General features: G+C 64.3%; 20 protein-coding genes. 6 read left to right on the forward strand and 14 right to left on the reverse strand.

The annotated features are described in order from the left end of the window. Positions 1 to 476 precede the first annotated feature (476 nt). The 3 genes from GEV06_01700 to GEV06_01710 form a co-directional block, all read right to left on the reverse strand. Positions 477 to 3,128 carry an FtsX-like permease family protein gene (locus GEV06_01700; protein ID MPZ16618.1) on the reverse strand — a complete coding sequence of 884 codons (2,652 nt, stop codon included), beginning with the start codon at positions 3,126 to 3,128 and terminating at the stop codon, positions 477 to 479. 9 nt (positions 3,129 to 3,137) lie between these two features. Continuing rightward, positions 3,138 to 3,479, reverse strand: coding sequence for a PadR family transcriptional regulator (locus GEV06_01705; GenBank protein ID MPZ16619.1), 342 nt, complete (start codon positions 3,477 to 3,479; stop codon positions 3,138 to 3,140). A 65-nt stretch (positions 3,480 to 3,544) separates the two neighbouring features. After that, on the reverse strand, positions 3,545 to 4,027 hold the full coding sequence (locus tag GEV06_01710) for a hypothetical protein (protein ID MPZ16620.1): 483 nt from the start codon (positions 4,025 to 4,027) through the stop codon (positions 3,545 to 3,547). 284 nt (positions 4,028 to 4,311) lie between these two features. Here GEV06_01710 and GEV06_01715 point away from each other — a divergent pair, with 284 nt between their 5' ends. Next, positions 4,312 to 5,382 carry a hypothetical protein gene (locus GEV06_01715; GenBank protein MPZ16621.1) on the forward strand — a complete coding sequence of 357 codons (1,071 nt, stop codon included), beginning with the start codon at positions 4,312 to 4,314 and terminating at the stop codon, positions 5,380 to 5,382. 104 nt (positions 5,383 to 5,486) lie between these two features. Beyond that, on the forward strand, positions 5,487 to 6,767 hold the full coding sequence (locus GEV06_01720) for an MFS transporter (GenBank protein ID MPZ16622.1): 1,281 nt from the start codon (positions 5,487 to 5,489) through the stop codon (positions 6,765 to 6,767). A 63-nt stretch (positions 6,768 to 6,830) separates the two neighbouring features. Here GEV06_01720 and GEV06_01725 read toward each other — a convergent pair whose 3' ends face one another. From GEV06_01725 to GEV06_01755, 7 genes are all read right to left on the reverse strand, one after another. Continuing rightward, positions 6,831 to 8,417, reverse strand: coding sequence for an aldehyde dehydrogenase family protein (locus GEV06_01725; protein MPZ16623.1), 1,587 nt, complete (start codon positions 8,415 to 8,417; stop codon positions 6,831 to 6,833). A gap of 261 nt (positions 8,418 to 8,678) precedes the next feature. Continuing rightward, complete coding sequence (locus GEV06_01730; GenBank protein ID MPZ16624.1) at positions 8,679 to 9,494, reverse strand: 2-hydroxyhepta-2,4-diene-1,7-dioate isomerase; 816 nt, start codon at positions 9,492 to 9,494, stop codon at positions 8,679 to 8,681. 79 nt (positions 9,495 to 9,573) lie between these two features. Next, positions 9,574 to 10,533, reverse strand: a complete 960-nt coding sequence (locus GEV06_01735) for a cysteine synthase (GenBank protein ID MPZ16625.1) — start codon at positions 10,531 to 10,533, stop codon at positions 9,574 to 9,576. 275 nt (positions 10,534 to 10,808) lie between these two features. Beyond that, on the reverse strand, positions 10,809 to 11,351 hold the full coding sequence (locus tag GEV06_01740) for a PIN domain-containing protein (GenBank protein MPZ16626.1): 543 nt from the start codon (positions 11,349 to 11,351) through the stop codon (positions 10,809 to 10,811). Between the two features lie 18 nt (positions 11,352 to 11,369). After that, on the reverse strand, positions 11,370 to 11,684 hold the full coding sequence (locus GEV06_01745; protein MPZ16627.1) for a type II toxin-antitoxin system prevent-host-death family antitoxin: 315 nt from the start codon (positions 11,682 to 11,684) through the stop codon (positions 11,370 to 11,372). A 56-nt stretch (positions 11,685 to 11,740) separates the two neighbouring features. Next, the gene (locus tag GEV06_01750) at positions 11,741 to 13,072 is read right to left on the reverse strand and encodes a DUF1080 domain-containing protein (GenBank protein MPZ16628.1); all 1,332 of its coding nucleotides are present in this window, start codon (positions 13,070 to 13,072) and stop codon (positions 11,741 to 11,743) included. A gap of 50 nt (positions 13,073 to 13,122) precedes the next feature. Beyond that, a complete protein-coding gene (locus GEV06_01755) occupies positions 13,123 to 15,084 on the reverse strand; it encodes an acetoacetate--CoA ligase (protein ID MPZ16629.1) in 1,962 nt (653 codons plus the stop codon). A 74-nt stretch (positions 15,085 to 15,158) separates the two neighbouring features. On the opposite strand from GEV06_01755, the gene GEV06_01760 reads away from it, so the two are divergent. Then, positions 15,159 to 16,499: a site-specific DNA-methyltransferase gene (locus GEV06_01760; GenBank protein ID MPZ16630.1), complete on the forward strand. Its 1,341-nt coding sequence runs from the start codon at positions 15,159 to 15,161 to the stop codon at positions 16,497 to 16,499. A 6-nt stretch (positions 16,500 to 16,505) separates the two neighbouring features. On the opposite strand, the gene prs is transcribed toward GEV06_01760, so the two are convergent. Continuing rightward, the gene (prs, locus tag GEV06_01765) at positions 16,506 to 17,450 is read right to left on the reverse strand and encodes a ribose-phosphate diphosphokinase (GenBank protein ID MPZ16631.1); all 945 of its coding nucleotides are present in this window, start codon (positions 17,448 to 17,450) and stop codon (positions 16,506 to 16,508) included. Positions 17,451 to 17,568: 118 nt separating this feature from the next. Between prs and GEV06_01770 the strand changes: the two genes are divergently transcribed. Continuing rightward, the gene (locus GEV06_01770; GenBank protein MPZ16632.1) at positions 17,569 to 19,332 is read left to right on the forward strand and encodes a sodium/solute symporter; all 1,764 of its coding nucleotides are present in this window, start codon (positions 17,569 to 17,571) and stop codon (positions 19,330 to 19,332) included. A 157-nt stretch (positions 19,333 to 19,489) separates the two neighbouring features. On the opposite strand, the gene GEV06_01775 is transcribed toward GEV06_01770, so the two are convergent. Next, entirely contained in the window at positions 19,490 to 20,458 is a 969-nt protein-coding gene (locus tag GEV06_01775) for a proline dehydrogenase (GenBank protein ID MPZ16633.1), read from the reverse strand. Next, entirely contained in the window at positions 20,436 to 21,938 is a 1,503-nt protein-coding gene (locus tag GEV06_01780; GenBank protein ID MPZ16634.1) for an oxidoreductase, read from the reverse strand. Before GEV06_01780 ends, GEV06_01775 begins: the two co-directional genes overlap by 23 nt. A gap of 48 nt (positions 21,939 to 21,986) precedes the next feature. Here GEV06_01780 and GEV06_01785 point away from each other — a divergent pair, with 48 nt between their 5' ends. Together GEV06_01785 and GEV06_01790 are read left to right on the forward strand one after the other, a co-directional pair. Continuing rightward, positions 21,987 to 22,958 carry an aldo/keto reductase gene (locus GEV06_01785; GenBank protein MPZ16635.1) on the forward strand — a complete coding sequence of 324 codons (972 nt, stop codon included), beginning with the start codon at positions 21,987 to 21,989 and terminating at the stop codon, positions 22,956 to 22,958. Positions 22,959 to 23,056: 98 nt separating this feature from the next. Beyond that, positions 23,057 to 24,562 (forward strand): FAD-binding protein, encoded by a 1,506-nt coding sequence (locus tag GEV06_01790; protein ID MPZ16636.1) that lies wholly within the window; start codon positions 23,057 to 23,059, stop codon positions 24,560 to 24,562. Positions 24,563 to 24,688: 126 nt separating this feature from the next. On the opposite strand, the gene msrA is transcribed toward GEV06_01790, so the two are convergent. Beyond that, positions 24,689 to 25,354: a peptide-methionine (S)-S-oxide reductase MsrA gene (gene msrA, locus GEV06_01795; GenBank protein ID MPZ16637.1), complete on the reverse strand. Its 666-nt coding sequence runs from the start codon at positions 25,352 to 25,354 to the stop codon at positions 24,689 to 24,691. Between the last annotated feature and the right edge of the window lie 167 nt (positions 25,355 to 25,521).

The following is a 25,521-nucleotide window of genomic DNA, read 5'->3' on the forward strand; positions in this document are numbered from 1 at the left end:
CCTGGCCGCGCTCAAAACCGATTCGGACCCATGAATTCTTCCCAGTCGAGAGGTGACGCTTCTTCGTACTCCCGCCAGTTGGCGATCCTGCCGCTCACGATGCGCACCATCACCGCCCCGTGCCTGCACCGACGCTCCTTCAAGCTTCGACGTGCGTCTCCGGCATCGAAATAGCACGTCTCCCGGAATCTTCACAGTGGGACCAAACTGGAACAGCGACTGCGGCACGAGCGCGTGCAACCCCGCCGACTTCTGCTTGGTCACTACCGCGGGATTCCAGCGCCGAGAGGTGCCCCTGGAACACGAAATCAGGGCCGGCCGGCTGTACCATTTCTTCGTGAGGTTGACGCGCGAAAGCGCAGACGACGCATCGCCGGCTTTCGCGGGGATCGAATTCACCCCTTGAGCAGCGCTGGTTCTCAACCGCAATTCGTCACGTGCGGGATCGGTAATTCACCGGTCCCGCACTCAAGAATCTACTCGTCCTGCATGGCGATTCGTGGCGCTGTTCGGGATGCGCGCCACGCGGGCAGCCACGCAGCGACGAACGCCACGACCGTCAAGAGCAGCGCGGTGACGATGAACACAAGGGGGTCCGACGGATTGGTCTCGAAGAGCAGCGCCGAGAGTGCCCGCCCCAGCGCTATGGCGCCGGCGGTTCCGGCGACGAGCCCAATCGCGACAACCGCGGCTGCTTGCCGCAGCACCAGCGCACGTACGTGAGCGGCGGTCGCACCGAGCGCCATTCGAATCCCGATCTCTGGCGTGCGCTGGCGCACCGTGTAGGCGAGGACGCCGTAAAGGCCGAGGGCCGCGAGCATCAGCGCCACCGCGGCAAAGGCTCCCATCAGCACCATCGCGAACCGCTCGCGACTGACGCCACGCCCAACGACGTCCGTCATCGGTGCCACGTGGTGCACCGCCAGCTGTGGGTCCAGAGCGGCGACCTCGGCCCGGACCAGCCCAAGGATGCGTTCCGGTGCAACCTCCGTGGCCACAACCTGCGAGAGCGCCCAGTTCCGGTCGCCGGCGTACTGGCGGTGCGCCTGATAGACCACGGGGTTGGCCGTGCCGTAAGGGTCCAGCGTCACGTCGCCCACCACACCGATGATCTCGCGTTGCTCACGGACCGGCGCAATGCGCTGTCCGACCACTCTCTCCAACGGCATGCCCGGAAAGGCCTTCCTTGCGAAGGCCGCACTGACCACCGCGCGAGAGGGAGCACTAGCATCGTCCCGCGCGTCGAAAATGCGGCCCGCGAGCGTGGGTATCTCCAACGCCGTGAAGAAGTCTCCGCTGACGATGCGCTGGTCGGCATTGACCTCGGACTCCTCCGTGCCGGCGAGTGGTCCGCTCTCGATTAAAATGCCCCAGTGGTGATACTTGCCGGTGGCCGGAAGACGGGATGTGCCGCCCGCGGCCGTCACGCCTGGGATGGTCCTTATCCGGCGAGCCAGCTCCTCTTGAAAGATGGCTCGACGTTGCGCGTCGTAACGGGCCGCTGGCAAGCTCACGTCGAAGGTCAGGACCCGCTCGACGCGGAAGCCGAGCTCCACCTGTCGCAGCCGATGGAAGCTGGCCATCAGCACGACAGCGCCAACGAGGAGCGTCAAGGCGAGGGCAAGTTGGGTGCTGGCCAGGGCGCTCCGCAGTCGCGCGTGCCCGCGCGTGCCTGTCGCGGAACGTGACTGCTCGCGCAGCGCCCAGCCCGGATGGACGCGGGCGAACCGCACGGCCGGCGCCATGCCGAAGGCAATCCCTGTGGTGAGCGTCACCAGGGCGGCAAATGCCAGCACCACGGGATCGAATCCAACCTCGTCGAGCCGCGAGATTGCGTCGCGCCCAAGTACTCGCAGAACGTTACTCCCCAGCACGGCGAGCACGAGTCCAAGCAGGCCACCAAGGGCGGCAAGGAGCACGCTCTCGACCAAGAGTTGTCGGGCAATCCGAAAGCCGCCGGAGCCCAGCGCCGCGCGAATCGCGAGCTCGCGGCCACGGCCCGTGGCGCGCACGAGCGCGAGATTGGCCACGTTCACGCACGCGACCAGCAGCACCAGTCCTACGGCGATGAACAGCAGCTGCAGCGGGCCGCGCGACCTGCCCACCAGATCCTCCTTCAGCGGCAGCAGCGCGACGCCATCCGTATCGGGCCAGCGCTCGGCCATCGACCGATTCAGGCCGGCGAGCTCCGCCTGCGCCTGCTCGATGCTCACCCCAGACCGCAACCGGCCGATCGCGCTCAGGAAGTGGTTGCTCGGGCCGTTGGCTGTCGCCAGGTCGAGGGGGAGCCACGCGTCCACCACGCCCACGATCGGATCCTCGAACTCCTTCGGCGCGATGCCTGTCACGACATAGGGCTCGGCGCTCAGGTGCACGGTCGCGCCGATGATGGCCGGGTCGCCGCCAAAGCGCTTCCGCCACAGCGCATCGCTCAACACGACGTGGGAGGCACCGGTCTCATCCCGACGATCGAACGCGCGCCCGCGCAGTGGGCCGGAGCGAAGCGCACGGAAGTAATCGCTACTCACTCGCAGGATACGAAGCCGCCGGGCTTGCCCGCCCTCAACGAGGTCGAGCCCCGTCTCGTCGTACGTGAAGAGCACGGCCACGTCCTCGAACGACGCGGCGTGATCACGAACTTCCTTGACGTGTGGACCAGTCAGATATCCACCAGGCTCGGCAGGTGAAGATCCCTGGTAGAAGCGCACGAGTTGCCCCGGCTCTGCGTAGGGCAAGGGCGCTAACAGCACCGTTTGCACGACACTGAACACCGCGGTGGTACCGCCCATCCCTAGTGCAAGCGTGGCGACGACAACCGCGACGAACCCGGGACTCTTCCGGAGCGTACGCACGGCGAAGCGCAGATCTTGGGTCAGCGATTCCCACCAGTGAGCGCGCCGCTCTCGCTGCCGCCGGCGGTGGCCGATCGCCTGTAGCTCGCGGCGAACCCGCTCGACACTGCCGAACTCGCGGGCCGCTCGATCACGCGCCTCGACGTCGGAGAGTCCTTGTGCAATGAGGTCCTCCACGCGCCTCGCGAAATGGAACGCGAGCTCCTCGTCTACGTCGACCGCGATGTTGCTCCGCAGGAGGCGCATGTACCGTCGCCAGATGGGTGTCTCCCGCATGTCTGCCTCCTACCTGGCAGGACTCGCGTCGATCACGCGGTTGACAGCCATCGTGAACCGCTGCCAGCTCGCCGTACGCGCCGCCAACTCTCGCCGTCCCCTGGCCGTGAGGCGGTAGAACTTCGCGCGGCGATTGTTCTCGCTCGAGCCCCACTCGGCCGCGATCCAGCCTTTGTCCTCCAAGCGATGCAAGGCGGGATAAAGGGTGCCCTCCTCGATTTGCAACTCTTCTCCGGAGAAGTCGAAGATCCACCGGGCGATGGCATACCCGTGCATCTCGCCACCCGAGAGCGTCTTCAAGATCAAGAAGTCGAGCGTTCCCTGGACCGAATCGATGATGTTCCTCGGCATGTTCCCCTTGCTTCGTCAGGGTAAGAATACGCGCTGTCCCATGACTTGGCAAGGGGAGTGCAAGACTAGCGACACTTGACCAAACGAACGGCCTTGCCGTGCTCCAGCGAAAACGTCCCGAGCTTCGTGCCGCTTTCCGTGAGCTCGACCGTCAACGTCATGTGGTCGTTGCGCACGCGCCCGGCGTATCGCGCGGCGAGCTTCCGATCGGCCGCACCTTCCCGCAGGGCCCCTCCTTGCTCCTGTACGTGCCATCCGGACACCTCGAACCGACTTTGCGCGTCGAGTGAGATCGGCTGCTCGATCCTGCCATGTCCGCAGTCGTACTCGACCGTCGCGCCGTCCGCCGTGACGGTGAGCCGTACGCGCTCGCCACCCCAGAGGCCGTTCTGGATTGATTGTGCAGGCGGGTCAGGCATTGTCGCCACGTTGCCGCGAGACGAGGCGAGCGCGCCCGTCGCGAGCAAGCCGAGAGCGATGCTGAGCGCCGTTCGCGTCACGCGTCGCAGCCTCCAATAGTAGGAAGTACCCTCGATTTTACCCGGCATGTGTCCCTCTATCTTCTCGACCTCCACTGAGGCATTCTTAGATCAGTGGGAGTCAGAGTTCGTCCTCCAGGAGGAATCCCATGACGCGCGAAGCTGAGCTAGCTGAACAGGTTGAGCATGCGCCGTCCAACCGCTGGAGGTGCCCCAACCTGTGAGGCCAGACGCCCTGGGCCCGCCAGGCCGCAAAGTATAGACCCACGGTAAGATCGAGCGACACGGCTCGTCGGCCACTCGATCTTGACCGAGCGGGTGCGCTAAACTGTTTGACCGATTCACGCGTGCGCATGGAGACATCGCCTACTGAGGTTACGCTAGAGGTTAGCCCGCGAGCACGGTTCGACGTCATCGACGTCCGCCGTCGCCTGACGCGTGAGCACGGTGATCTCGTTGAAGCCTATTCACGCGCCCTCTACTGTTCGTTCCATACAACCGCCGGATATCTGGAACAGAGCCTCGCGTCGCGGCTCGAGCATCGCCGCGACCGCGTCGCACCTTACGTCGAGCTCTTCCGGACGTTGTTTCCGCCAGGCGCAGACTACGAGCACGACAAGCTGCACCTGCGGCGCGAGCTCACCGACGAGCAGCGACGTGTCGAGCCCCGCAACGCCGACTCGCACCTCGCGTTCATCGGCGCCGGACTGTCACCGGTCGTCACCTATCTCAATCGTCCAGGAAAACCGGTCTACTTCGTGGACCTGGATGGGCTCAACGGCGCGCAACCACGGCGTCGGCAGACGACAGTGCTCGGGTTCAACGAAGAGGAGGTCGTCACGCGTGAGCGCCTCGTCGTGCCCGTCTCGGCGCATCCGGTCGATTCAATCAACCTGAAGAGTCCGAGGCTCGGCGTCTACGAGCAACTTCAGGAGCTCGTGGCGCGGCATGGAGTCCAGAAGGGCCGTGTTCACCTCTCGCTTGCCTCCGGCGAGCGACAGGCCGGCCTGACGATCAACGAGTACGAGACCCTGCTGATGCGCCACGATCTCGCGGAGGTGTTGCACAATCCGGTGCGCTTCGTCGCTGAGAAGAGCCGCAGCATGCTCGCGCACCCACGTGCGATTCCCAACAAGACCATCGACTACGCGAAATATGATCTAGTACGGGTCTTCAACGGGATCTTCGACGCCCTCGGCCTGCGAGAGTCCTTCGTCGAGCAGGTCGTCTCGCGTGTAATTGCGTTGCCCGCCTCCCGATTCTTGAGGATGAAACGTGCCGTCAGCCTGCTCGTTTCCGACCGTGATCGGATGGGCTGCGGGACCCTCGTGCAGGGCCAATACCAGAGCCCGATCCTGGTGCAGTGGCACAAGGCGCCGCGGGGTCAAAGGCACGTCGACGTCATGCTCACCCGCTTCCGGTAAAGAACGGTCCTTAGTGCTTGGTCCTTGGTGCGCCTGGTACGCTTCGGTGTTTCGGTACGCCAAGGCGCACCAAGCACTAAGAACCAAGGACCAAGCACTTCTCAATGCCCCTTCCTCGTGCGCTACGCTCTCTTCGCCACCAGAATTTCCGGCTGTTCCTGTCGGGGCAGCTCATCTCGCTCATTGGCACCTGGATGCAGATGGTTGCCCAGGCCTGGCTCGTCTACCGCCTCACGGGCTCGTCGGTACAGCTCGGCCTCATTGGCTTCGCCGGGCAGATTCCGGTCTTCGTGTTCGCGCCGCTCGGCGGTGCCGTCGCCGATCGTCTCAGCCGCCACCGTGTCGTGATCGCCGCACAGGCGACGATGATGGCGCTGGCGCTGCTGCTGGGCACGTTGACATTGCTGGACGTCGTGCGGCTTTCCCATCTCTACATCCTCGCGACCCTGCTCGGCGTTGCGAACGCGTTCGACATGCCGGCGCGGCAGGCCTTCGTCTTCGAGATGGTCGGTCGCGCGGACCTTCAGAACGCCATCGCGCTCAACTCTTCCATGGTGAACGCCGCAAGGGTAGCCGGCCCTGCGATTGCCGGAGTCACCGTGGCCGTGGTCGGTGAGGGCTGGTGCTTCCTCATCAACGGGCTCAGCTACATCGCGGTCATTGCTGGCTTGCTCGCGATGCGAGTCGCGTCTCGGCCTCACGTGCACGCCTCTGTTCCGGCGTGGGCCAGCATCCTCGAGGGGCTTGGCTTCGTCGCGCGCACCGAGCCGGTGCGTGCACTGCTCCTCCTCCTTGGCCTCGTGAGCCTGATGGGTGTGCCCTACACGGTGCTCATGCCGATCTTCGCCGATCAAATGCTTGGCGGCGGCGTCTGGGGATACGGCACGCTGCTCGCGTCTGCTGGCGTCGGCGCGCTCGCCGGGGCCGTGACATTGACGATGCGGCGAGACCTCAAGGGGCTGGGGAAGTGGGTGGCCATCGCGTGCGCAAGCTTCGGTGGAGGGCTCGTGCTCTTCTCACTGTCACGAGACTTCTGGCTCTCGGCGCTGATCCTCCTACCGACCGGCTATTTCATGATGTTCCAAATGGCCGCGTCGAATACGCTCATCCAGTCGATGGTGCCGGACGCGCTGCGCGGCCGCGTGATGTCGGTCTACTCCATGATGTTCATGGGCATGGCGCCGTTTGGCGCGCTCCTGGCGGGCGCGCTGGCCGACGCGATTGGTCCGCCACTGACTGTTGCGATCGGCGGCGCCGCCTGCGTGGGCGGAGCGAGCCTCTTTGCGTATCGCTTACCGGCGATGCGCGGTCCGGCTCGCAAGCTCATCATCGCCCAGCAAGCGGCCGCCGGCGACCCACCGGAAAGCGCGACCGGAAGCAGGTAGAAAAGGGGACAGGCCTCTTTTTCGAGAACTGGCGCAGACGAAAAAGGGGCCTGTCCCCTTTTTTCACTTCTTCGTCAGCTCGCCATCGACTAGCCGCCAGATGCCGCGCGGGTTCTCGTCGTGCAGCTCCGGCGGAAGGAGCCCTTGCGGTGCGTTCTGGTAGCAGACTGGCCTGGCAAATCGCAGAATCGCCGCGGTTCCCACGGACGTGAAGCGTGCATCCGTGGTTGCCGGCCACGGCCCGCCGTGGTGCATGGCGTGACACACCTCCACGCCCGTTGGATAGCCATTGAAGACAACACGGCCAGCCTTGTCCGTGAGGATCTCGATGAGCCGTCCGGCGGCGGCCAAGTCGGCATCGGTCCCGTGAACCGTTGCCGTGAGCTGGCCTTCGAGCGCGCGAGCGACCTGTTCCATTTGTGTGAGGCTGGTTGCTCGCACGATCAGCGCGAACGGCCCGAACAGCTCGTGCGTCAGTGAATCCTGCGCAAGCACGGTCTCCGCGCTCGTCATGAAGACGTTCGCTGTCGCCTCCGTACGAGAGCGATCAGCCGGCGCGCCCGCCGCCGCCAGCTTCGATACACCAGGCGTGGCCGCCACAGCCGACAGGCCGCTCTCGAAGCGCTCGCAAATGCCTGCGTAGAGCAGTGAGCCGGGCTGGACGGCTTGGACGTGGCCGGCGACTGCCTCGAAGAACGGGTCGTCGTCGGTAGAGCCGGACGTGAAGAGGAGGCCGGGCTTGGTGCAGAATTGTCCGACCCCCAGTGTCATCGATCGAACGAACCCCTCGGCAATTGCTGCGCCCCGCGTCTCGAGTGCTTCCGGCAAGACGAAGATAGGGTTGAGGCTTCCCATCTCGGCAAACACCGGAATCGGATCCGGTCGAGCTGCCGCCGCCTGGGCGAGCGCACGCCCTGCCCCGAGCGAGCCCGTGAAGCCAACCGCGCATGTCCGGGGATGTTGAACGAGTGGACCGCCAATCACTGGGCCCCGCCCATGCAGGAGCGAGAAGACGCCGGCCGGCAGGCCGCAACGCTCGGCGGCCTGGGCGACGGCGGACGCGACGAGCTCGGATGTGCCGGGGTGTGCCTCGTGTGCCTTGACCACGACCGGGTTCCCGGCAGCGAGAGCGGACGCCGTGTCGCCCCCCGCGACGGAAAACGCCAAGGGAAAATTACTGGCACCAAAGACGACGACCGGGCCAATCGGCACGAGCAGCCGGCGGATGTCCGGTTTCGGCAGCGGCTGGCGATCGGGGTTGCCATTGTCGATGCGCGCATCCACCCAGGATCCATCACGCACTACGGCAGCAAAGAGCTGGAGCTGGCTGCACGTGCGCGCGCGCTCGCCGATGAGACGATCCTGTGAAAGCGCGGTCTCGCTGTGAGCCCGTTCGATGAGCGCATCGCCGAGCGATATGATCTCTTCGGCGATGGCATCCAGGAAGCGGGCGCGCGTGTCTGGGGTCGTCGCGCGGTACACGGCAAAGGCCGACGCCGCTCCCTCCAGGGCCCCGTTGACATCATCGAGCGACGCTTCGTGAAACGCCGGCTCGAGGCTCGTGGCGCGTTGCGGATTGATTGCACGGAAGACGTGGCCCGAGCCCTGGCTCAGATGTCCCGCAATGAAGGATTGTCCGTGAAGAGACATATGGCGATTTTGCCTTGGTAATCGTGCGTTGACAAGAACCCTTGAGGCACCGGCAACGTGACTCGTTGGGTCACGTGTCGATGCGTCGAGTGAGCGTCGAGGAGCGCGGCCGGAGGCCGCGGTCCGCAAGAACCCTTGAGGCACCGGAAAACTCGACTCGTTGGGTCAAGTTTCGGTGCGATGGTAGGGCGCGTCAGCCTCCCGCGCCGTCACGGCCGCCTCGGCGAGGCGGCCCTACCGACAACCGGTCGCACGCGTGTTTCAAGCCACCTGGTTGATCAACGTACCGATGGGCTCAATCGTGATCCGGATCTCGTCGCCGCGCTGCAGCGTGAAGTCACTCGGCGGGACGATGCCCGTGCCTGTCATCAGCAGACAGCCGGTGGGAAAGCTCAGTTCTCGGTAGAGATACTCCACCAACTCATCGAGCGGCCGGCGGATCTGGTTGACCGTCGTTGCCGCGCGGAAAGTCTCGACGCCGTCACGTTCGATTTCCAGGACGATACTCGTGTCGCCCGGAAGTGGCTTGGAGGCGACGAGTACGCACGGCCCGATCGCGCAGCTTCCGTTGTACACCTTGGCTTGCGGCAGGTAGAGCGGATTTTCACCCTCGATGTCGCGCGAGCTCATATCGTTGCCGATCGTGTAGCCGACGATCTTGCCGCGTGAGCTCAGGACGAGTGTCAGCTCTGGCTCTGGCACGCTCCAAGCGGCATCGCGCCGAATCCGGACGGCACCACCCGGCCCGATGACATGGTGTGCGTTGGCTTTGAAGAAGAGCTCGGGCCGCGCTGCGTCGTAGACACGCGCGTAGAAGTCGCCGCCACCAGCGTCGTGCGCCTCCTCCATGCGCGCGTCGCGGCTGCGATAGTACGTAACCCCGGCAGCCCAGACTTCCTGCGTGCCAATGGGCGCGATCAGCTCATCGGCGGCATGCGGGGGGCAGGGTGTTGCCGAGCTCACGAACGCAGCCACATCGTCGGCGTTGACGAGGGCATCCCAGTCACCGCCTGGTACGGATCTGAAGGCACCATCAGATTCAACGATGAGTCCCTGGAGGGTTCGATAGACGCGCATGGTTGCGCGGCCATGATAGCGGAAAAAGGAACCGGGTACATTTTCGCTCCCGAAAAGGTACCCGGTTCCTTTTCCATTTTCATTCCGCTTCCCAGAAGCGTTCGCTCAGGTACTTGTCGCCGCTGTCCGGAAAAATGGTGACGATGACGCCCTGGTCGAGGGAGCTCGCGAGGCGCAGGGCACACGCCAGTGCAGCACCAGACGAGATGCCGACGAGCAAGCCCTCCTCGCGAGCCAGCCGGCGCACCATCGCGTACGTCTCCTCCGTCGAGACGGCAAGATCGTTGTCTGCGATGGTCGGGTCGTAGATGCCCGGCACGATGGCGCTGGCCATGTGCTTGAGGCCCTCGAGGCCATGAAAGGGGTCGTCTGGCTGGAACGAGATCGCGCGGATGGCGGGGTTGAGCTCCTTGAGGCGGCGAGTGACGCCCGTGAACGTTCCGCTGGTGCCCAGGCCCGCCACGAAGTGCGTAACTCGACCCTCAGTCTGCTCCCAGATCTCCTCTGCCGTGGTTTCGTAGTGCGCGCGCCAGTTCGCCGGATTGTTGTACTGGTCCAAGTAGACGTAGCGTTCTGGATCGTCGGCGTACAGCCGGCGCGCCTCGCGAATGGCGCCGTCGGATGACTGCAGCGGGTCGGTCAAGACGAGGTCGACACCGTAAGCCGCTAGAATGCGCTTGCGCTCGTGGGTGACATTGGCGGGCACGCATAACTTCACGCGGTAGCCCAAGATGGCGCCAATCATCGCGTAGGCGATGCCCGTGTTCCCTGAGGTGGCGTCGAGAATCGTCCGGCCTGGACGCAGCATGCCGTGTCGCTCGGCGTCGCGAATCATGGCAAGGGCGGCGCGGTCCTTCACGGAGCCGCCTGGGTTCCACCACTCGGCTTTGGCGTGGATTGCCACATGAGCATTCGCCGGCCGCAGGCGCTGCAAGGCAAGGAGCGGCGTGTTACCGATGAGGTCTAGCGGCGAGGAGCTGGTGGGCGCCGCTCGAGGAGCGGCGCTCACGTCCTCTCTGCTGGCCAAGGTCGTATGCATGTCGAGCATCCTGCCGTCGGACGCGCACGGCTCACGCTGGACACCGCGCCGTCAACGCTGCCCCTTCGCCGCGCTGAGGCGTCCAGCCCGTCGAGAGGCGTTATCAGCTGAAGAATGAATAACTTGGAGGCGCCGCGGAAGGGCGCGGCCGTTACGACCGCGTTACCGCGGCAAGCGACACGCGCATCGACAGCGACACGCAGAGTCGCGGTGGGAGGCAAGCACGAACGGCTGACGTGACATCTTTCGCATAGCCGGAGCGTACGAACCTTATTCTACCCGGACTTGGCTGCTCCTGCCAAACGACGGGAAAAGGGGCCTGTGTCTCCCCCTTCCTCCATACGGAGCGCCTCCTCGGGCGTCTGACAGCTCACCACCGCGGCGCCGCGCGTCCGCTGCTCGTCATCGCGCGACACCAGCGTGGTGCCGTATCTGCGGGCGACCGCGACATACGTGGCGTCAGCGGCTCGCAGTCGATGGGTTGCGGCCAGCTCGGCCGCCTGTTTTGCCAGTAGCGTTGTGAGGGGCACGACCGTCACATGGGGGAGCGCAGCGCTCGCGTTTGCGTACTCTAGAGCACCAGTGCGGTCATCACTGGCCCGCGCTACCGCCGCGGCGATCTCCGGAACGAGCAACGTCGGCACGATGACCGGGTCTCCACGGTCCTGGATCTCGGAGAGGAGGAGAAGGCTTTCTGTGTGGCCCTCCTCATGCGGATTGAACGCGTTCACGAAGACGCTCGCGTCAACCGTGTACCTAGGATTCTTAGACCTGCTCGCCCGCCTCGACGAACGGCCAACGGGTTTGGCAGGGGCCATTGCTAGTGAGACACCACACTAGCGTCGCATCGACGAGAGGAGCTGAACCCCGCTCACGCCCGGGCGGAAGCGGCGCTCGAGGCGGCGGCCAGCCCGCAGGAATGCGTTCCACGCCGCCGTGGCGTCTGGATCCTCCGCGGTCTGCGCGGCCTCCTCCGCTGAGTCGACGGGCAGAATGACACCAACAGCGCGGCCCCGATGCGTCACGACGTACGACGCCTGCGCCTCTCGCACTTGGCGCACGATGTGCGCGGCGTGCGTCTTCAGCTCGCGAACGCCAACCGTCCTCCCCGATCGTTTCGGGTGAGCCGGGCGCTTAATGTAGTCGCTCATGTGGTCACATTATCACTCAGCGCGGCCGAGGGTCAACATCTATCCTGCTAACGAGATTACGGGAGCGCTTTGATCTGCACATTGCGGTATTCGACGGGATCGTTGTGGCCGGCGAAGCCGAAGTACCCCGATCGGCGATCCTTGCCGGGGTGCGGCTTGCCGCCCGCGAAATCGGTCACCGTCGCAAGGTCGGCGTCGAGGATGCGTGTCCCATTGAGCTCCACTTGAATGTGCGAGCCCTGCACGGTCACCTGCTGGAAGTTCCACGTGCCGACCGGACGCTGATAGCCACGGTGGGCAGCAACCATGCCGTATGCGGACCCATGGAACTGGCGCGGGTCGAGCTCGGCGTACTTCTCCGCGGTGTCATCGAGCACTTGCAGCTCGCACATCCCCTCGTAGGCCGTGTCCCCCTGGCCCGGGTATCGGATGGCGAGGCCGTTGTTGCCGCCTGCCGGCAGCGTGAGCTCGAGGCGTGCCGTGAAGTCGCCGTACTCGCGCTTCGTGTGAATCGTCCCCCCTTCGCCGGGCTTGCAGCGGATCGTTCCGTCGGGCGTGATTTCATAGCTATCCAGCGGACCGGTCCATCCCGCCCACGTCTTGCCGTCGAAGATCGATTCGAACGCCTTCGCGTCCCGCTCGGCGAGATACCGGTTGGCTTCGTCGACGGGAATCGTGCGAACGAAGATGTGACGCCACCGAATCTCGCCCCCATGGGTTTGGAGTTGAATCGGTCCCTTGGGCCAGAGGGGTGCCTCACGATCCCAGAAGTTCTCCATGCGTGCGTGATCGACCACGAGCTCGTCGTTCAGCCACACGGTCGTGATCTCGCCAACCTGTATGATGCGGAGCAGGTTCCACTCACCAAATGGCTTGTCGGCGGCGACGAGCGGATCCTTGCCCGCGGCCCCTGGGCTGTTGTTCCACAGCCCGCCTGAGCCCTTCTCGGCGCCGAGGTTCGATTTGCCGCCCTGTTGGGTGTAATCCCAGATCTGCACCTGAGGGTTTCCACGTAGATAGATCCCGCTGTCGGCCTTGGGAACGGTCTTGTATTCGATCCGCAGCTCGATGTCGCCATACTCCTCGTCGGTCGTGGCGTACGGACCCTCGCCGTCGTTCACGAGCTCACCGTTCTCCACACGCCAGTGCCGTTCGAACTCCGCCCGTTGCAACTCGAGGTACGCCGCCCGCTCGTCGGGCGACATCGCCCACAGCTTCCGCGGGTCCAGGTGCGGCATGCCGTGCCAGCCTGCCATGTCCTTGCCGTTGAACAGTGCCGTGAAGCCTGGCGGCGGCGCCGACTGCGCGAGAGCCGGTACGGCGCAACCGAGCAGTACGCCCAGTGCCACGAGCGGGAAAATGGCGAGCGATCGATGACGAAGCGACATCCGGCGCACGATTACCTCCGAGGAAATGAAATGAAACCGGGTACCTTTTTTCATCCCGAAAGGGTACCCGGTCTACTTGTGACGGCGTGGGTGATCTCGTCCAGCGCCTCAGGGTTGGCCATCGCCTCCAGGTTTGGCACTTGTCCGCCATTGATCAGGCGTGCGACGGCGATTTCCATGGCCTTGCCGCTGCGCGTCCGCGGGAGCTGGCTCACCTGGAAGACGTGCTTGGGCACGTGACGCGGGCTGGCCTTCGTTCGAATGGCAGCACGGATCCGCTCCGTCAGCTGCGAATCGAGCGTCGCGGCAGGCTGCAACACGACAAAGAGCCAGACGACCTCATCATCGGCTTCCTTCTTCCCGACGGCGAGCGCCTCCACGACTTGCGAGATGCCCTCGAGCGGGCGATAGATCTCGGCAGTGCCCATCCTCACACCACCTGGGTTCAACGTCGCGTCGCTCCGGCCGTAGACGATGATGCCGTTCTCGCCGGTCATCTCGATGAGATCGCCGTGCCGCCAGACACCCGGGAACCGCTCGAAGTACGCGGCTCTGTATCGCGCGAAGCTGGGGTCGTTCCAGAACATCAGCGGCATGGATGGAGACGGTTGCCGACACACGAGCTCTCCCGGCTGTCCCACCACCGGCCGGCCGGCTTCGTCATAGCACGCGAGATCAATCGCGAGAGCTGGCCCCTGAATCTGACCGGCGTAGACCGGCTCGGTGGGGACGCCCAGCATGAAGCACCCGACGATGTCGGTGCCGCCGGAGACACTTGCGAGATGGACGTCTCGCTTGACCGCCTCGTAGACCCACTCGAAGCCTGATGTGGACAGCGGTGAGCCGGTAGACAGAACCGTGCGCACGGTGTCGAGCCGCGCGACGCCGGCCGGACGCAGCTCGGCCGCCTTACAGGCGTGAATGTACCGCGCGCTCGTGCCGAAGTGCGTGATGCCTATCCGATCGGCCAGCCGCCAGAGCGGCTCGAGGGAGGGGTAGGACGGCGATCCTTCGAACAGCACAATCGTCGCCCCCTGCGCAAGCGCCGAGACGAGCCAATTCCACATCATCCAGCCGCACGTCGTGAAATAAAAGAGCACGTCGCCTGGCTTGATGTCGCTATGTAGGCGGAGCTCCTTGTCGTGCGTCAGGAGCACACCTCCCGTGCGGTGGACGAGGGCCTTGGGGAGGCCCGTCGTGCCGGAGGAGTACAGCACGCAGAGGGGATGATCGAAGGGAAGCGGCTCGAAGGCTGGTACGCGGGAATCCCGCGGCAGCCAATCCTCCCAAGAGTGCCAGCCTGGGCGCGGCCGTTCAGTCGGTCGCGGGACGAGCACGATGCCCCGCGACGGGCGAACACGCGCGCCCAGCTCTCGCACGACCGGCAAGGTCTCGTGAGACGTGCCGCCGTACACGTACCCGTCGGAGGCGACGATCAGCTTTGGCTCGATCTGATGGAATCGCGTGAAGGCGGCGTCGATGCCAAAGTCCGGTGAGCAGGAGCTGAAGACGGCGCCAATCGAGGCGCACGCCAACAGAAGGATGACGGCTTCAGGGACGTTCGAGATGTAGGCCGCGACGCGATCGCCGCGACCGATGCCTTCGCGACGGAGCGCGGCCGCCGAGCGTGCCACCTCCTGCCGCAAGTCGGCCCACGCAAGCCGCCGCTCGTAGCCCGTCTCGTCGGCCGCCACGATCGCGGTGGCGGAGGCGGATGGCTGGCTTGCGGGCTCGAGCAGCGCCTGCGCGTAGTTGAGCGTCGCCCCTTCGAACCACCGCGTGTGCGGCATTGGGTCGTCGCTCGTGATCCGCTGCGGGGGGGTTGCGAAGCGGATCGCGGCAAAGGCGGCGTACTCGTGCCAGAAGCGCGCGATATCCTGAATGGACCAAGCGTGCAGCGCCGCGTAGGTTGGGAGCGATCTGCCATGGCGTTGCTCCACGAACCGGCGGAAGCGGGTCATCTCTGCTTGCTCGATCCGTTCGGGCGACGGCGTCCAGAGCGGTGCAGTCATACGGGCTGTCGCGTGCTATCTTTGCTGAGCCAATTGTACTCGTGCGGTCCGCACCTGACAGCCCGATGACAACGATGAGCCAAGCGCGGGCACTGCCCTTCGAAGATTCTGCCAGCGGGGCGCTCGGCGAGGCCTTGCGACGTTTCGACTGGCGCGGCGCACCAACCGTGGTCGAGGCGGTCTCGATTGCCGCCAGCGGTCGTGCCATTCAGATTGACGCGTTCCTCAACGAGTTCTGGACGGCGCGGCAGCGAGCAGCGCACAGCTTGCACGAGGTGTCGTATCGCGCCTGCTTCAAGCCGCAGCTGCCGCGGTTCTTCATCGAGCGCCTGACCCAGCAGGGCGATGCGGTGTATGACCCCTTCATGGGGCGAGGGACGACGCTCGTGGAAGCTGCGCTCCTGGGACGCCGCGCCTATGGATGCGACATCAATCCTCTGAGCCGTGTGCTCTGCGAGCCCAGATTGACTCCGCCCACACTCGCTGAAGTCGAGCGTGCGCTCGCGGACGTAGATTTGGAGCCCGCTGACCTCGGTGCGATACACGCAGGCGGCGCCGTCGAGCCGCTGGCGAGCGACGTCGAAGCACCTGTGCTGAGCGACGTCGAAGCATGCCCGGAACGGCTGTTGGTCTTCTACCACCCACATACCCTCCGCCAGATCTGCGCGCTGCGCCAACATCTACTTGCAAAGGAGCGCGCCGGAACGCTCACTCGCGCGGATCGCTGGATCCGCATGGTGGCGGTGAATCGGCTCACCGGACACTCTCCAGGATTCTTCTCAGTCTACACGCTGCCTCCGAACCAGGCGGTCTCACCGAAATCGCAGGCGAAGATCAACGCTCGTCGTGGCCAGGTGCCTCCCGAGCGCGACGTCCGCAAGATTATCCTTCGCAAGAGTCGGGCGCTGCTTCGCGACTGCAGCGCCGAAGTGGGGGCGCTCGTCGACCGAGCGACGCCGCACCATCGCCTCATCGTGGGCAGGGCGTCCGACACCCCGCAGCTCGACGCAAATTCCGTTGCGCTCGTCGTGACGTCACCACCGTTTCTCGACGTTGTCGACTACAAGACCGACAACTGGCTGCGCTGTTGGTTCTGCGGTATCGACGCCTCGGCTGTTCCAGTCACCCTCTCGAGGCAGGTGGCTGCGTGGCAGCAGTTCGTGACCGAGGTGCTGCGGGAGGTGAGGCGCGTGCTGCGTCCCGGAGGCCATGTCGCCTTCGAGGTTGGCGAAGTCAGAGGGGGAGCCGTGCGATTGGAGGATGCGGTCGTTCCTGCCGGAATCGCTGCCGGCCTCGAGCCGGTGCTCCTGCTCATCAACACGCAGCGATTCACGAAGACTGCTAATTGTTGGGGGGTCACGAACAACAGCAAAGGCACCAACACCAACAGGGTCGTCGTCTTCAGGAAGCACTGATGAGCGTCACGGTGAGTCGAAGAGCGCACTGACCGATTCGCCGAGATGAATGCGGCGCATGGCTTCGGCGAGGGCGGAGGCAATCGACAGCACCTCGAGCTTCGGCCGCCGTTTCGCCGCCGGAATCGGCACCGTGTTCGTACAGACAATCTCGAGCACGTCGGGCTGATCGTGGATCCGATCGAGGGCGTCCGCGGCGAAGAGGCCATGCGTGCACGCGACGCGGATGGAGGCGGCCTTCTCCTCCCTCAAGCGGTTCAGCAGCTCGATAACGGTCGTCCCTTTCGCGATCTCATCGTCCAGGACGATCACATCGCGACCGGCGACATCTCCGATGATGGAGGTGATGCTGACGCGTTCGTCAGTGAATCGCTGCTTGGCGCCGGCGGCGACCGAGACATTCAGCAGCCGAGCAAAAGCCGCCGCCTGCTTGGCGTTGCCGAGGTCAGGGGAAACGGCCACGGTGTTTGCGAGGTCGTATCGGCGGAAGTGATCCGCGAGCTCGCGGAGCGCGTGGAGGTGATCGACCGGGATGCTGAAGAAGCCGTGCACCTGCGGCGCGTGCAGGGTCATCGTGAGGACACGATTGGCCCCGGCCGTGACCAGGAGGTCGGCGACGAGCCGCCCGCCGATCGAGACGCGCGGCGCATCTTTCTTGTCGGAGCGCGCATACGCGTAGTGTGGCATCACGGCCGTCGTGCGGCCGGCGGATGCGCCACGCGCGGCGTCGAGCATCAACAGCAGCTCCACCAGGTGCTCCTGGACCGGCGGGACCAGCGGTTGGATCAGGAAGACGTCGCGATCCCGGCAATTGGCCTGGAGCTGGACCTCGAGGCAATCGTTGGCGAACCGCTGGACGCGCACGGGCAGCAGCGGGGTGTCGAGATGAGCACAGATCTCACGCGCCAGCTCCGGATGCGCGCTCCCACTGAAGACCGCCAGCTCTCGCACAATGCCTCCTTCGGTGTGAACGGGTGCCGTTGACATACGCGATTGGCCTGTAGCTTCGCGCCCATTATTTGCTACCCTATGCAGCCATGCCAACGCGCCGACGTGGAAGAGGTTTCGCATGACGACCCTCGACTGGTTGATTATCCTCGCGTACTTTGGCGGACTGATGGCGCTCGCGTGGTGGGTCATCGGGAAGGCCAGGGACACCGCGGACGACTACTTCCTCGCGGGCCGCAACCTGGGCTGGTTCGTCATTGGCGCCTCGATCTTCGCGTCGAACATCGGCTCGGAGCATGTGGTTGGCCTTGCCGGGTCGGGTGCCACCAGCGGCGTGGCGCTCGCACATTATGAGCTGCACGCCTGGTGTCTGCTCGTCCTCGGATGGGTCTTCGTGCCTTTTTACATGCGCTCGAAGGTCTACACCATGCCGGAGTTCCTCGAGCGCCGATTTTCGCCCGCCTCGCGCTGGGTATTGTCACTGATCTCGCTCGTCGCGTACGTGATCACGAAGATCGCGGTCGGCATCTTTGCTGGCGGTGTCGTGTTTGGCACGCTCCTACCCGGCCTGCAAATCTCGATCGGCGGCATGGTCTTGAACAGCTTTTGGATTGGCTCCGTGCTGGTGGTGGTGCTCACGGGCACCTACACGGTGCTCGGTGGCCTGCGCGCGGTGGCGTACACCGAGGCGGTCCAGACGGTCGTCCTCGTGGTGGGCTCGGGGCTGCTCACTATTTATGGTCTCGCGGCGCTCGGAGGGTGGGGCGAGTTCCGGGCGGCGCTCGAGCCAGACCTGTTCAACCTGTGGAAGCCCCTGATCCCGGCCGGCATGGAGGGCACCTGGTTGCCCGTGAAGGAGCCGGGTCGCATCGCCTGGTATTTCAATACCGACTATCCATGGGTGGGCATGCTCTTTTGCGCGCCCATCATCGGCTTGTGGTATTGGTGCACCGACCAGTACATCGTCCAACGCGCGCTTGGCGCGCCGGACCAAACCGCCGCGCGTCGCGGCACGATCTTCGCGGCGTGTCTCAAGCTGCTGCCGGTCTTCATCTTCATCATTCCAGGGATGATCGCGCTGGCGCTTGCAAAGACGGGCCGCGCCGACCTGCTCGGAACGATCGTGGACGCCGAGGGCCGCGCAATTCCGGAAGCCGCCCAAGGTGCATTTCCGCTCATGGTGCAGGCGGTGCTGCCGGCTGGCGTCCGCGGCTTGGTCGTCGCAGGTTTGCTGGCGGCGCTCATGAGCTCGCTCGCTGGTGTCTTCAATGCCTGCTCGACCCTCTTCACGATGGACTTCTACCGCAAGCTGCATCCAAGCGCGTCGCAGCATCAGCTCGTGTGGATTGGCCGCGTGGCGACAACGGTGATGGTGCTCGTGGGCTTGTTGTGGATTCCAGTGATTCAGGGCGCGAGGGGGCTCTACGAGTATCTACAAGGTGTGCAGGGCTATCTGGGGCCGCCCATCTTTGCGGTGTTCTTTCTCGGCGTGTTCATGAAGCGGCTCAATGGACAGGGATGCCTTGCCGCGCTCGTTCTCGGGTTCCTCCTAGGAGTGTTCCGGCTGGCCGTCGATACACCGGTCAGCCTGGGGCTTGCAGGCTTCGAGAGCGGCTATCCGGAAGGGTCGCTGCTCTGGATTGTGAACAACACGTACTTCCAATATTACAGCCTGTTCATCTTCCTCGTGTCGGCAGCAACGATGATCATCGTGAGCTACGCGACGGCGGCGCCCGCCGAGGCGCAGATTCGCGAGCTCACGTACGCCACCGTGACCGAGGCGCAGCGGCAGGAGACGCGGAGCAGCTGGGATCGGCAGGACGTGCTCGGCTCGGTGACTGTGGTCCTGCTCATCCTGGCGGCGTATCTGTACTTCAACGGCTAGCTGGCCTCTAAACCACGAAGAACACGAAGGTCACGAAGAAAGAAGGACACGAAGAAGAAGATCAATTGTTTCTTCGTGTTCTTCGTGACCTTCGTGGTTGAATTCTTCATGTCCTTCGTGGTTTGGCGAAAGGGCGCGAAAAGGTACCCAGTTCCTTTTAGCGCGCGAACAGCGACCGCGCGACGAACCACACGTTGGCGGGTCGTTCGGCGAGCCGGCGCATGTACCAGGGAAACCAATACTCTCCGTAGCTGATGAGCACGCGGACACGATATCCCTGGGCGGCAAGCTGCATCTGCTCCGTGCGCTGAACGCCGAAGAGCAGGGCGAACTCGAAGGCGTCCCGCGCGACATCGGCTGTGGAAGCATGCGCTTGGATGGCCTGAATGATCCGCTCGTCATGCGTGCCGAAAACGGCACACAGTCCTGCTGCTCGCGCCTCCGGCGCGATCATCTGTTTGGCCAGGGTCAGGTAGTTCTGGTCCACGTCAGCCTTGTGCGGGTACGCGATCGACGGCGACTCACGATAGGCACCCTTGACCAACCGAATGCCGCCACCGAGCGGGATGAGACTGGCCAGGTCGCTGGCGGTCCGATAGAGATAGGCTTGCAGGCACACGCCGACGTTGGGGAGCTTGGCGAGTGCTTGCCGGTACAGCTCCAGTGTGACATCGACGTACGTGTGCTGCTCCATGTCGATCCAGACGCGCCTGCGCTGCAGGCTGGCCGATTCGACGAGGGTCAGGAGATTCGCCAGGCAGGTGTCCTTGTCGACGTCGAGGCCGAGCTGCGTCAGCTTGACGGAGATCTGTGAGTCCAAGTCGGTTGCCCTGATCCGTCTCAGCACGTCCGCGTAGTGCTGCGTCACACGCGCAGCTTCCTCGATGTCGGCAATGTTCTCTCCGAGGTAGGTGAGCAGGGTGGCGATATCGTGCTGTCGGAGCGCTGCGGCGGCGTTCAGCGCATCGGTGGCCTGCTCGCCCGGCATGAAGCGCGAAACGGCCTTCTTGACGAAGCCGAGGCGCGGCGCTTGGTGACGGAGCCAACGACTCTCGGAGCCGGCCAGCAACACACTTCGCATCATTCCCATAGAGTGGTCCTCGTCACCGTGCCGCGCTCGGTTCATTGCTGCGGCGACTCAGCTCCACGCCCTCCGTCGTGACGTAGTACTTCGCCAGCATGTTGGCCTTCTCCCACGCCGGGACTGTCTCTGGAGCGCGGACGTACTCCAGGAATTGACGCGTCACCTCGGCGAAGTGAGACTCGTGTCCCGTCCGATATTTGTCCGGCACGGAGATGTGAATGCGGTCGTCCATCTCTTCGACGGCCACACCGGGATAGCGTGACTGAAGCTGGGCGATTCGGTTTTTCACGGCAGAGACGATGGCACCGCGCTCGGCATCGTTGACCGGCAGGACGTAGAGCTCCGGACGGTACTTTTCCTCGGCGCCTTGCCGGACCTCGATGTGTGCTTTGCTGCCGCGCACACCCGCCAGGTGCGTGTCCCCCGCGCCGGGTGGCGCTTCGAAGTTCCACGCCACCTTCACCCCAACGTGAATGCCGCGCAACACATAGGAAACCTCTGTGTTCGAGAAGTACTGCAGCTCGCCCTCGCTGATGTCCTGCGCAAGAAACGACGGGAAGTCGTCTTCACCTGTCACGCGGCGAAAGTCGGCCAGGGAGATCGTCGTCGGCCAACGCTTTGCGGAATCCAGTTGGATGTCCTTGCGATACTCGATCCCCTGTTCGGGAAAGAGCATCCAGGGCACGAGGTCCACGAGGTGGGTGCCCACGTCGGAAAGACCTTCCCCTTGCTGCTTCGTATCGAAGAACCACGCAGGGCGAAGGTTGGGCACGCCGGCCACCGTTTTCATCAAGTGGTGCACGCTCTCGAGATGGACCGCCGGTTCCGCCACGGTTCCCGCAACGACCTCACCGATGACCGCCTCGTCTTGCACGAGCTCCCGCTGCACAATCGTCGTGATCTCGTATCGCTCGGTCATCACGTCGTACGCAACGACATCGTTCTCCTCGGCGGCATCGAGGCTCGCTTCGAGCTTCGAGAAGTCGCTCGCCGAGATGATCCACGGCTTGTCCGCGAGCACGTGGAGCCCTGCCTTCGCCGAGGCCAGGATGCGATCGATCTTGCCCCGATTGCGGCCAGAGAGCACGACGACGTTCCCCGGACGCTCGTCGAGCATGCGCTCCAACGGCTCTGGCGTCGTGTGGATCTCGAGCTGCCAGCGAGTCGGGTTCTCCTCGCGACTGTTGAACTGTGCAATGCGATTCAGGTGTCCGACGAGATCGGGGCCGAGCGGCGCGTAGACGTGCACGACATCTGCGACACCAGGATACATCTCTTGCTGGATCAATGCGGCGTGGAAGTGACCGGGATCCAGCGTCATGAGCTCGACCGATGCGTCGGTTGATCTGAGAGACACGCCTTCTTGCTGTGTCATGGCCTCACCCTTCGGCCGGGACTGGGCAAGGCCGACCAATGCGAGCGTTCCAACCAATGCCGGAAGCAGCCAGAGCCGTCTCATCATTTGCCTCGGTTCCAAGAGCGGGGAAGAAGGGCCTGTCCCGTTTCCCTCGGCGTGAGGCATCCTAACAAACCCTCTCACTCTTGCCCAGTCCGATTACAATCGATTGGCATGGAAACGCGACGGCTTGGACGAAGTGATCTTCGCATTACACCGATTGGATTCGGCGCCTGGGCCGTCGGTGGGGGAGGCTGGCAGTTCGCTTGGGGACCCCAAGACGATGAGGCGTCGGTTCGAGCAATTCATCGGGCCATCGGTCTCGGCGTCAACTGGATCGACACGGCAGCCGCCTATGGGCTCGGACACTCCGAAGAGGTCGTCGGCCAGGCGGTGGCTCAGCTCCAAGCGGGAAGCAGGCCGTACATCTTCACGAAATGCAGCTTAGTGTGGGATAACAACAGGAATCTCTCGCACAGCCTGCATGCCGAGTCGATCCGCCGCGAAGCGGAGAGCAGCCTCCGGCGTCTCGGCGTCGATTGCATCGATCTGCTGCAGATTCACTGGCCGCGCTGGCACGGAGCGCCACCCGGTGCCAATGTTGACGCTCTCGACGAGGCCTGGACGACGCTCGCTGCGCTCGTGCAGGAAGGGAAGGTTCGCTACATCGGCAGCTCGAACTTCACCGTGGCAGATCTCGAGCGTGTGGAGGCGATTGCACCGGTGACGAGCAACCAACCACCGTATTCCATCGTGCGTCGCTCCATCGAGGAAGAGCTGCTACCCTGGTGTCAGGCACACCAGGTCGGCGTCATCGTCTATTCGCCGATGCAGTCCGGCTTGCTCTCTGGTCGCATGACGAAAGAGCGCGTGGCGAGCTTGGCGCCGGATGACTGGCGTCGCGGAAGCGTCGAGTTCCAGGAGCCGAAGCTGACACAGAATCTTCGGATCGCCGGCAAGCTCGGGGAGATCGGCCAGAGGCACGGCCGAAGCGCTGGCGAGACGGCCATCGCCTGGACGCTCCGTCACCCCGCCGTGACCGCGGCAATCGTGGGCGCGCGCAGCCCGGAGCAAGTGGACGGCGTCATCGGCGCGGCGACGTTCAGGCTGAGCGCCGCCGAAATCGATGAGATCGAGCAGCTCTAGGTAGGGCCGCCTCGCCGAGGCGGCCGTCATCTCGCCGAGGCGTCCGCGACACCCGCCCGTGCGGTAAACGTCACAAAAGTTGAATAGTATTGGAAGACATGGAGGACTCGATGTCCGGCCGCCTGCCTCGCCGCGCCTTTTTGACGCGGGCCCTTGCGGCGCCGAGTGCGCTCGTCGTGGGCTTCGATCCGGACAGGCGCTCATGGGTTATGAATGGATCCGCCGCGCGCCCGCTCGAGCGGTTGCCACGGCTCGCGGGCAAGCTGTCGTTCGACGAGGCAGCGCTCGATGCCGTGACGCTCGACAACGGCAACATCGTTCATCGCAAACCTCGCGCTGTCCTGCAGCCTACCTCGGTCGAGGATGTCGTCGCGATGGTTCGTTACGCGAACCAGCACGGTCTTCATATCGCCATGCGCGGTCAGGGCCACTCGGTGTATGGCCAGTCGCAAGCCGAAGCCGGGATCGTCGTCGATTCGAGCACGCTCGGTGGTGTTGTGAAGATTGGTGAGGATTTCGTCGATGCGCAAGCCGGTGCAACCTGGGAGGCGGTGACTCGCGCGACGCTCGAGAAAGGTCTCACACCCGGTGTGATGCCAGACACGATGTCGCTCTCGGTCGGCGGTGGTGTCAGCGTGGGCACGTGGGGACACACCAGCCATCGTTTCGGCGGCCTCGTGGATATGGTGACCGAGCTCGACGTGGTGAGCGGAGAGGGACGGCTCACGACCTGTTCTGCCGACCGTGAGCCTGAGCTCTTCGAGATGGTGCTCGCCGGTCTGGGCCAATGCGGCCTGATCGTCAGAGCGCGGATTGGGCTCATCCCAGCCCCTGACCAAGTGGTGCGCCAGAACCTCCTCTACGACGATCTCGATCGCTTTTATGCCGATCAGCAGCGCCTGGTCGAAGACGGCCGTTTCGAGCACCTCGAAGGGAGGTTCATCAAGGATTCGGCGGGCCGCTGGAGGCCGCGGATCGAAGTGGGAAGCTTCTCGGCCTCCAGCGATGCCGAGCTGACGAAGCGACAAGATGGCCTCCGCTTCACGAGTCGCGAGGCCACCGTGCACCTGCCTTACTGGAAGTATCTGACGACGAAGTCGTTCGTCCCGATACCAACCGAGCAGCCGGAGCGAGACGAGATGCGGGTGTCCCGGCGTAACCCGTCGGTTGTTACCTGGTTGCCCTGGTCCCGCGGCCAATCGTTCATCCAAGAGCACGTACTGAACGGTGCAGCGACTGTTGGCGACACCTGGGTGTTCGCATCATCTGTCATGGACACGGCGCGCTTCACGCGACCGCTGTTCAAGATGCCGAGCGAGCGTCTGGCGGTCTCCGCTTGGTTGTTTCGCAGCGCGCCGGTCGACGAGCCGCGCCTGTTCGAGGAGTTGCTGACCTCAGGCGCAGAGCTAATCGACGAGATGCGAGCTGCTGGCGGAAAGCGATACGCGCCGTACGGCCTCGTGCGGGAGCAATCCGAGTGGCAAGAGCACTACGGTCCAGAGGTCTGGTCGCGATTCGTGAAAGCGAAGCGGCAGTTCGATCCCAACAACGTGCTCACCCCCGGTCCAGGAATCTTCACCTCACCGCCGGACCTGAGCGAGTAACCACGTAAGGTAGGGCCGCCTCGCCGAGGCGGCCGTTATCTCACCGAGGCGTCCTGACGGCGCGTTCACGCCTTCGCGCTCCGCGCTACGGCGGACGAGTCGGCGAACGCGCCCTACTGGTCTTGATCAGTGCGTCGCTGCTTCGCCCCACAACGCCTTCAATCGCCTGTCGCGGCCGCAACTGAACCGATAGTATTTGTAACGTAGGGGATTCGTCTGGTAGTAGTCCTGGTGATAGTCCTCTGCGCGATAGAACGCCCCTTGGTCGACGATCTCGGTCACGATCTTGCCTTGGAGACGGCCCGAGGATTGTAGCGCCGCCTTGGATTTCTCTGCCGCTGCCCGCTGCTCGGCATTGTGCACGAAGATCGCGGTACGGTACTCAGAGCCGCGATCGCAAAACTGTCCGCCATTGTCGAGGGGGTCGACATTGCGCCAGAAGACGTCGAGCAGCTGCTCGTAGCTGATCTTCGCCGGGTCGTAGACGATTTCCACGGCCTCCGCGTGCCCCGTTCCGCCTGCCGAGACATCCTCGTAGGTAGGGTTCCGGGTGCGGCCGCCGGTGTAGCCAGAAGTCGTCGACACGACGCCGTCGATCTCGTCGTAGGGCTGCTCCATGCACCAGAAGCACCCTCCGGCGAAGATCGCCTTCGCCAGCCCTTTCTCAGCGGGGGGCGCCTTGTCTGGCTGGCCGATCGCCGACCTCTCGACCATCGAAGGGCTCGAGGCGCCGGACGCCACAACCGAAGCGAGCAGGAGGACACCGGCAACTGACAGTAGCGCGCGTGCCATCAGGGGACTCCTTGAGTTGGTCCAGGCGAAGTCCGAGGCGCTGGGCTCGAAACGATGAGTCTACATCTTAAGACGCGGTCCCGGCCAAAAGGTGTCACAGAATCAGGAATCCGGAACCTGCGAGAATTTTCGCCTACTCCTCTTGGGCAGCCTGACACCCATCCCCG

The organism is Luteitalea sp., from assembly GCA_009377605.1.
GTDB lineage: Bacteria > Acidobacteriota > Vicinamibacteria > Vicinamibacterales > Vicinamibacteraceae > WHTT01.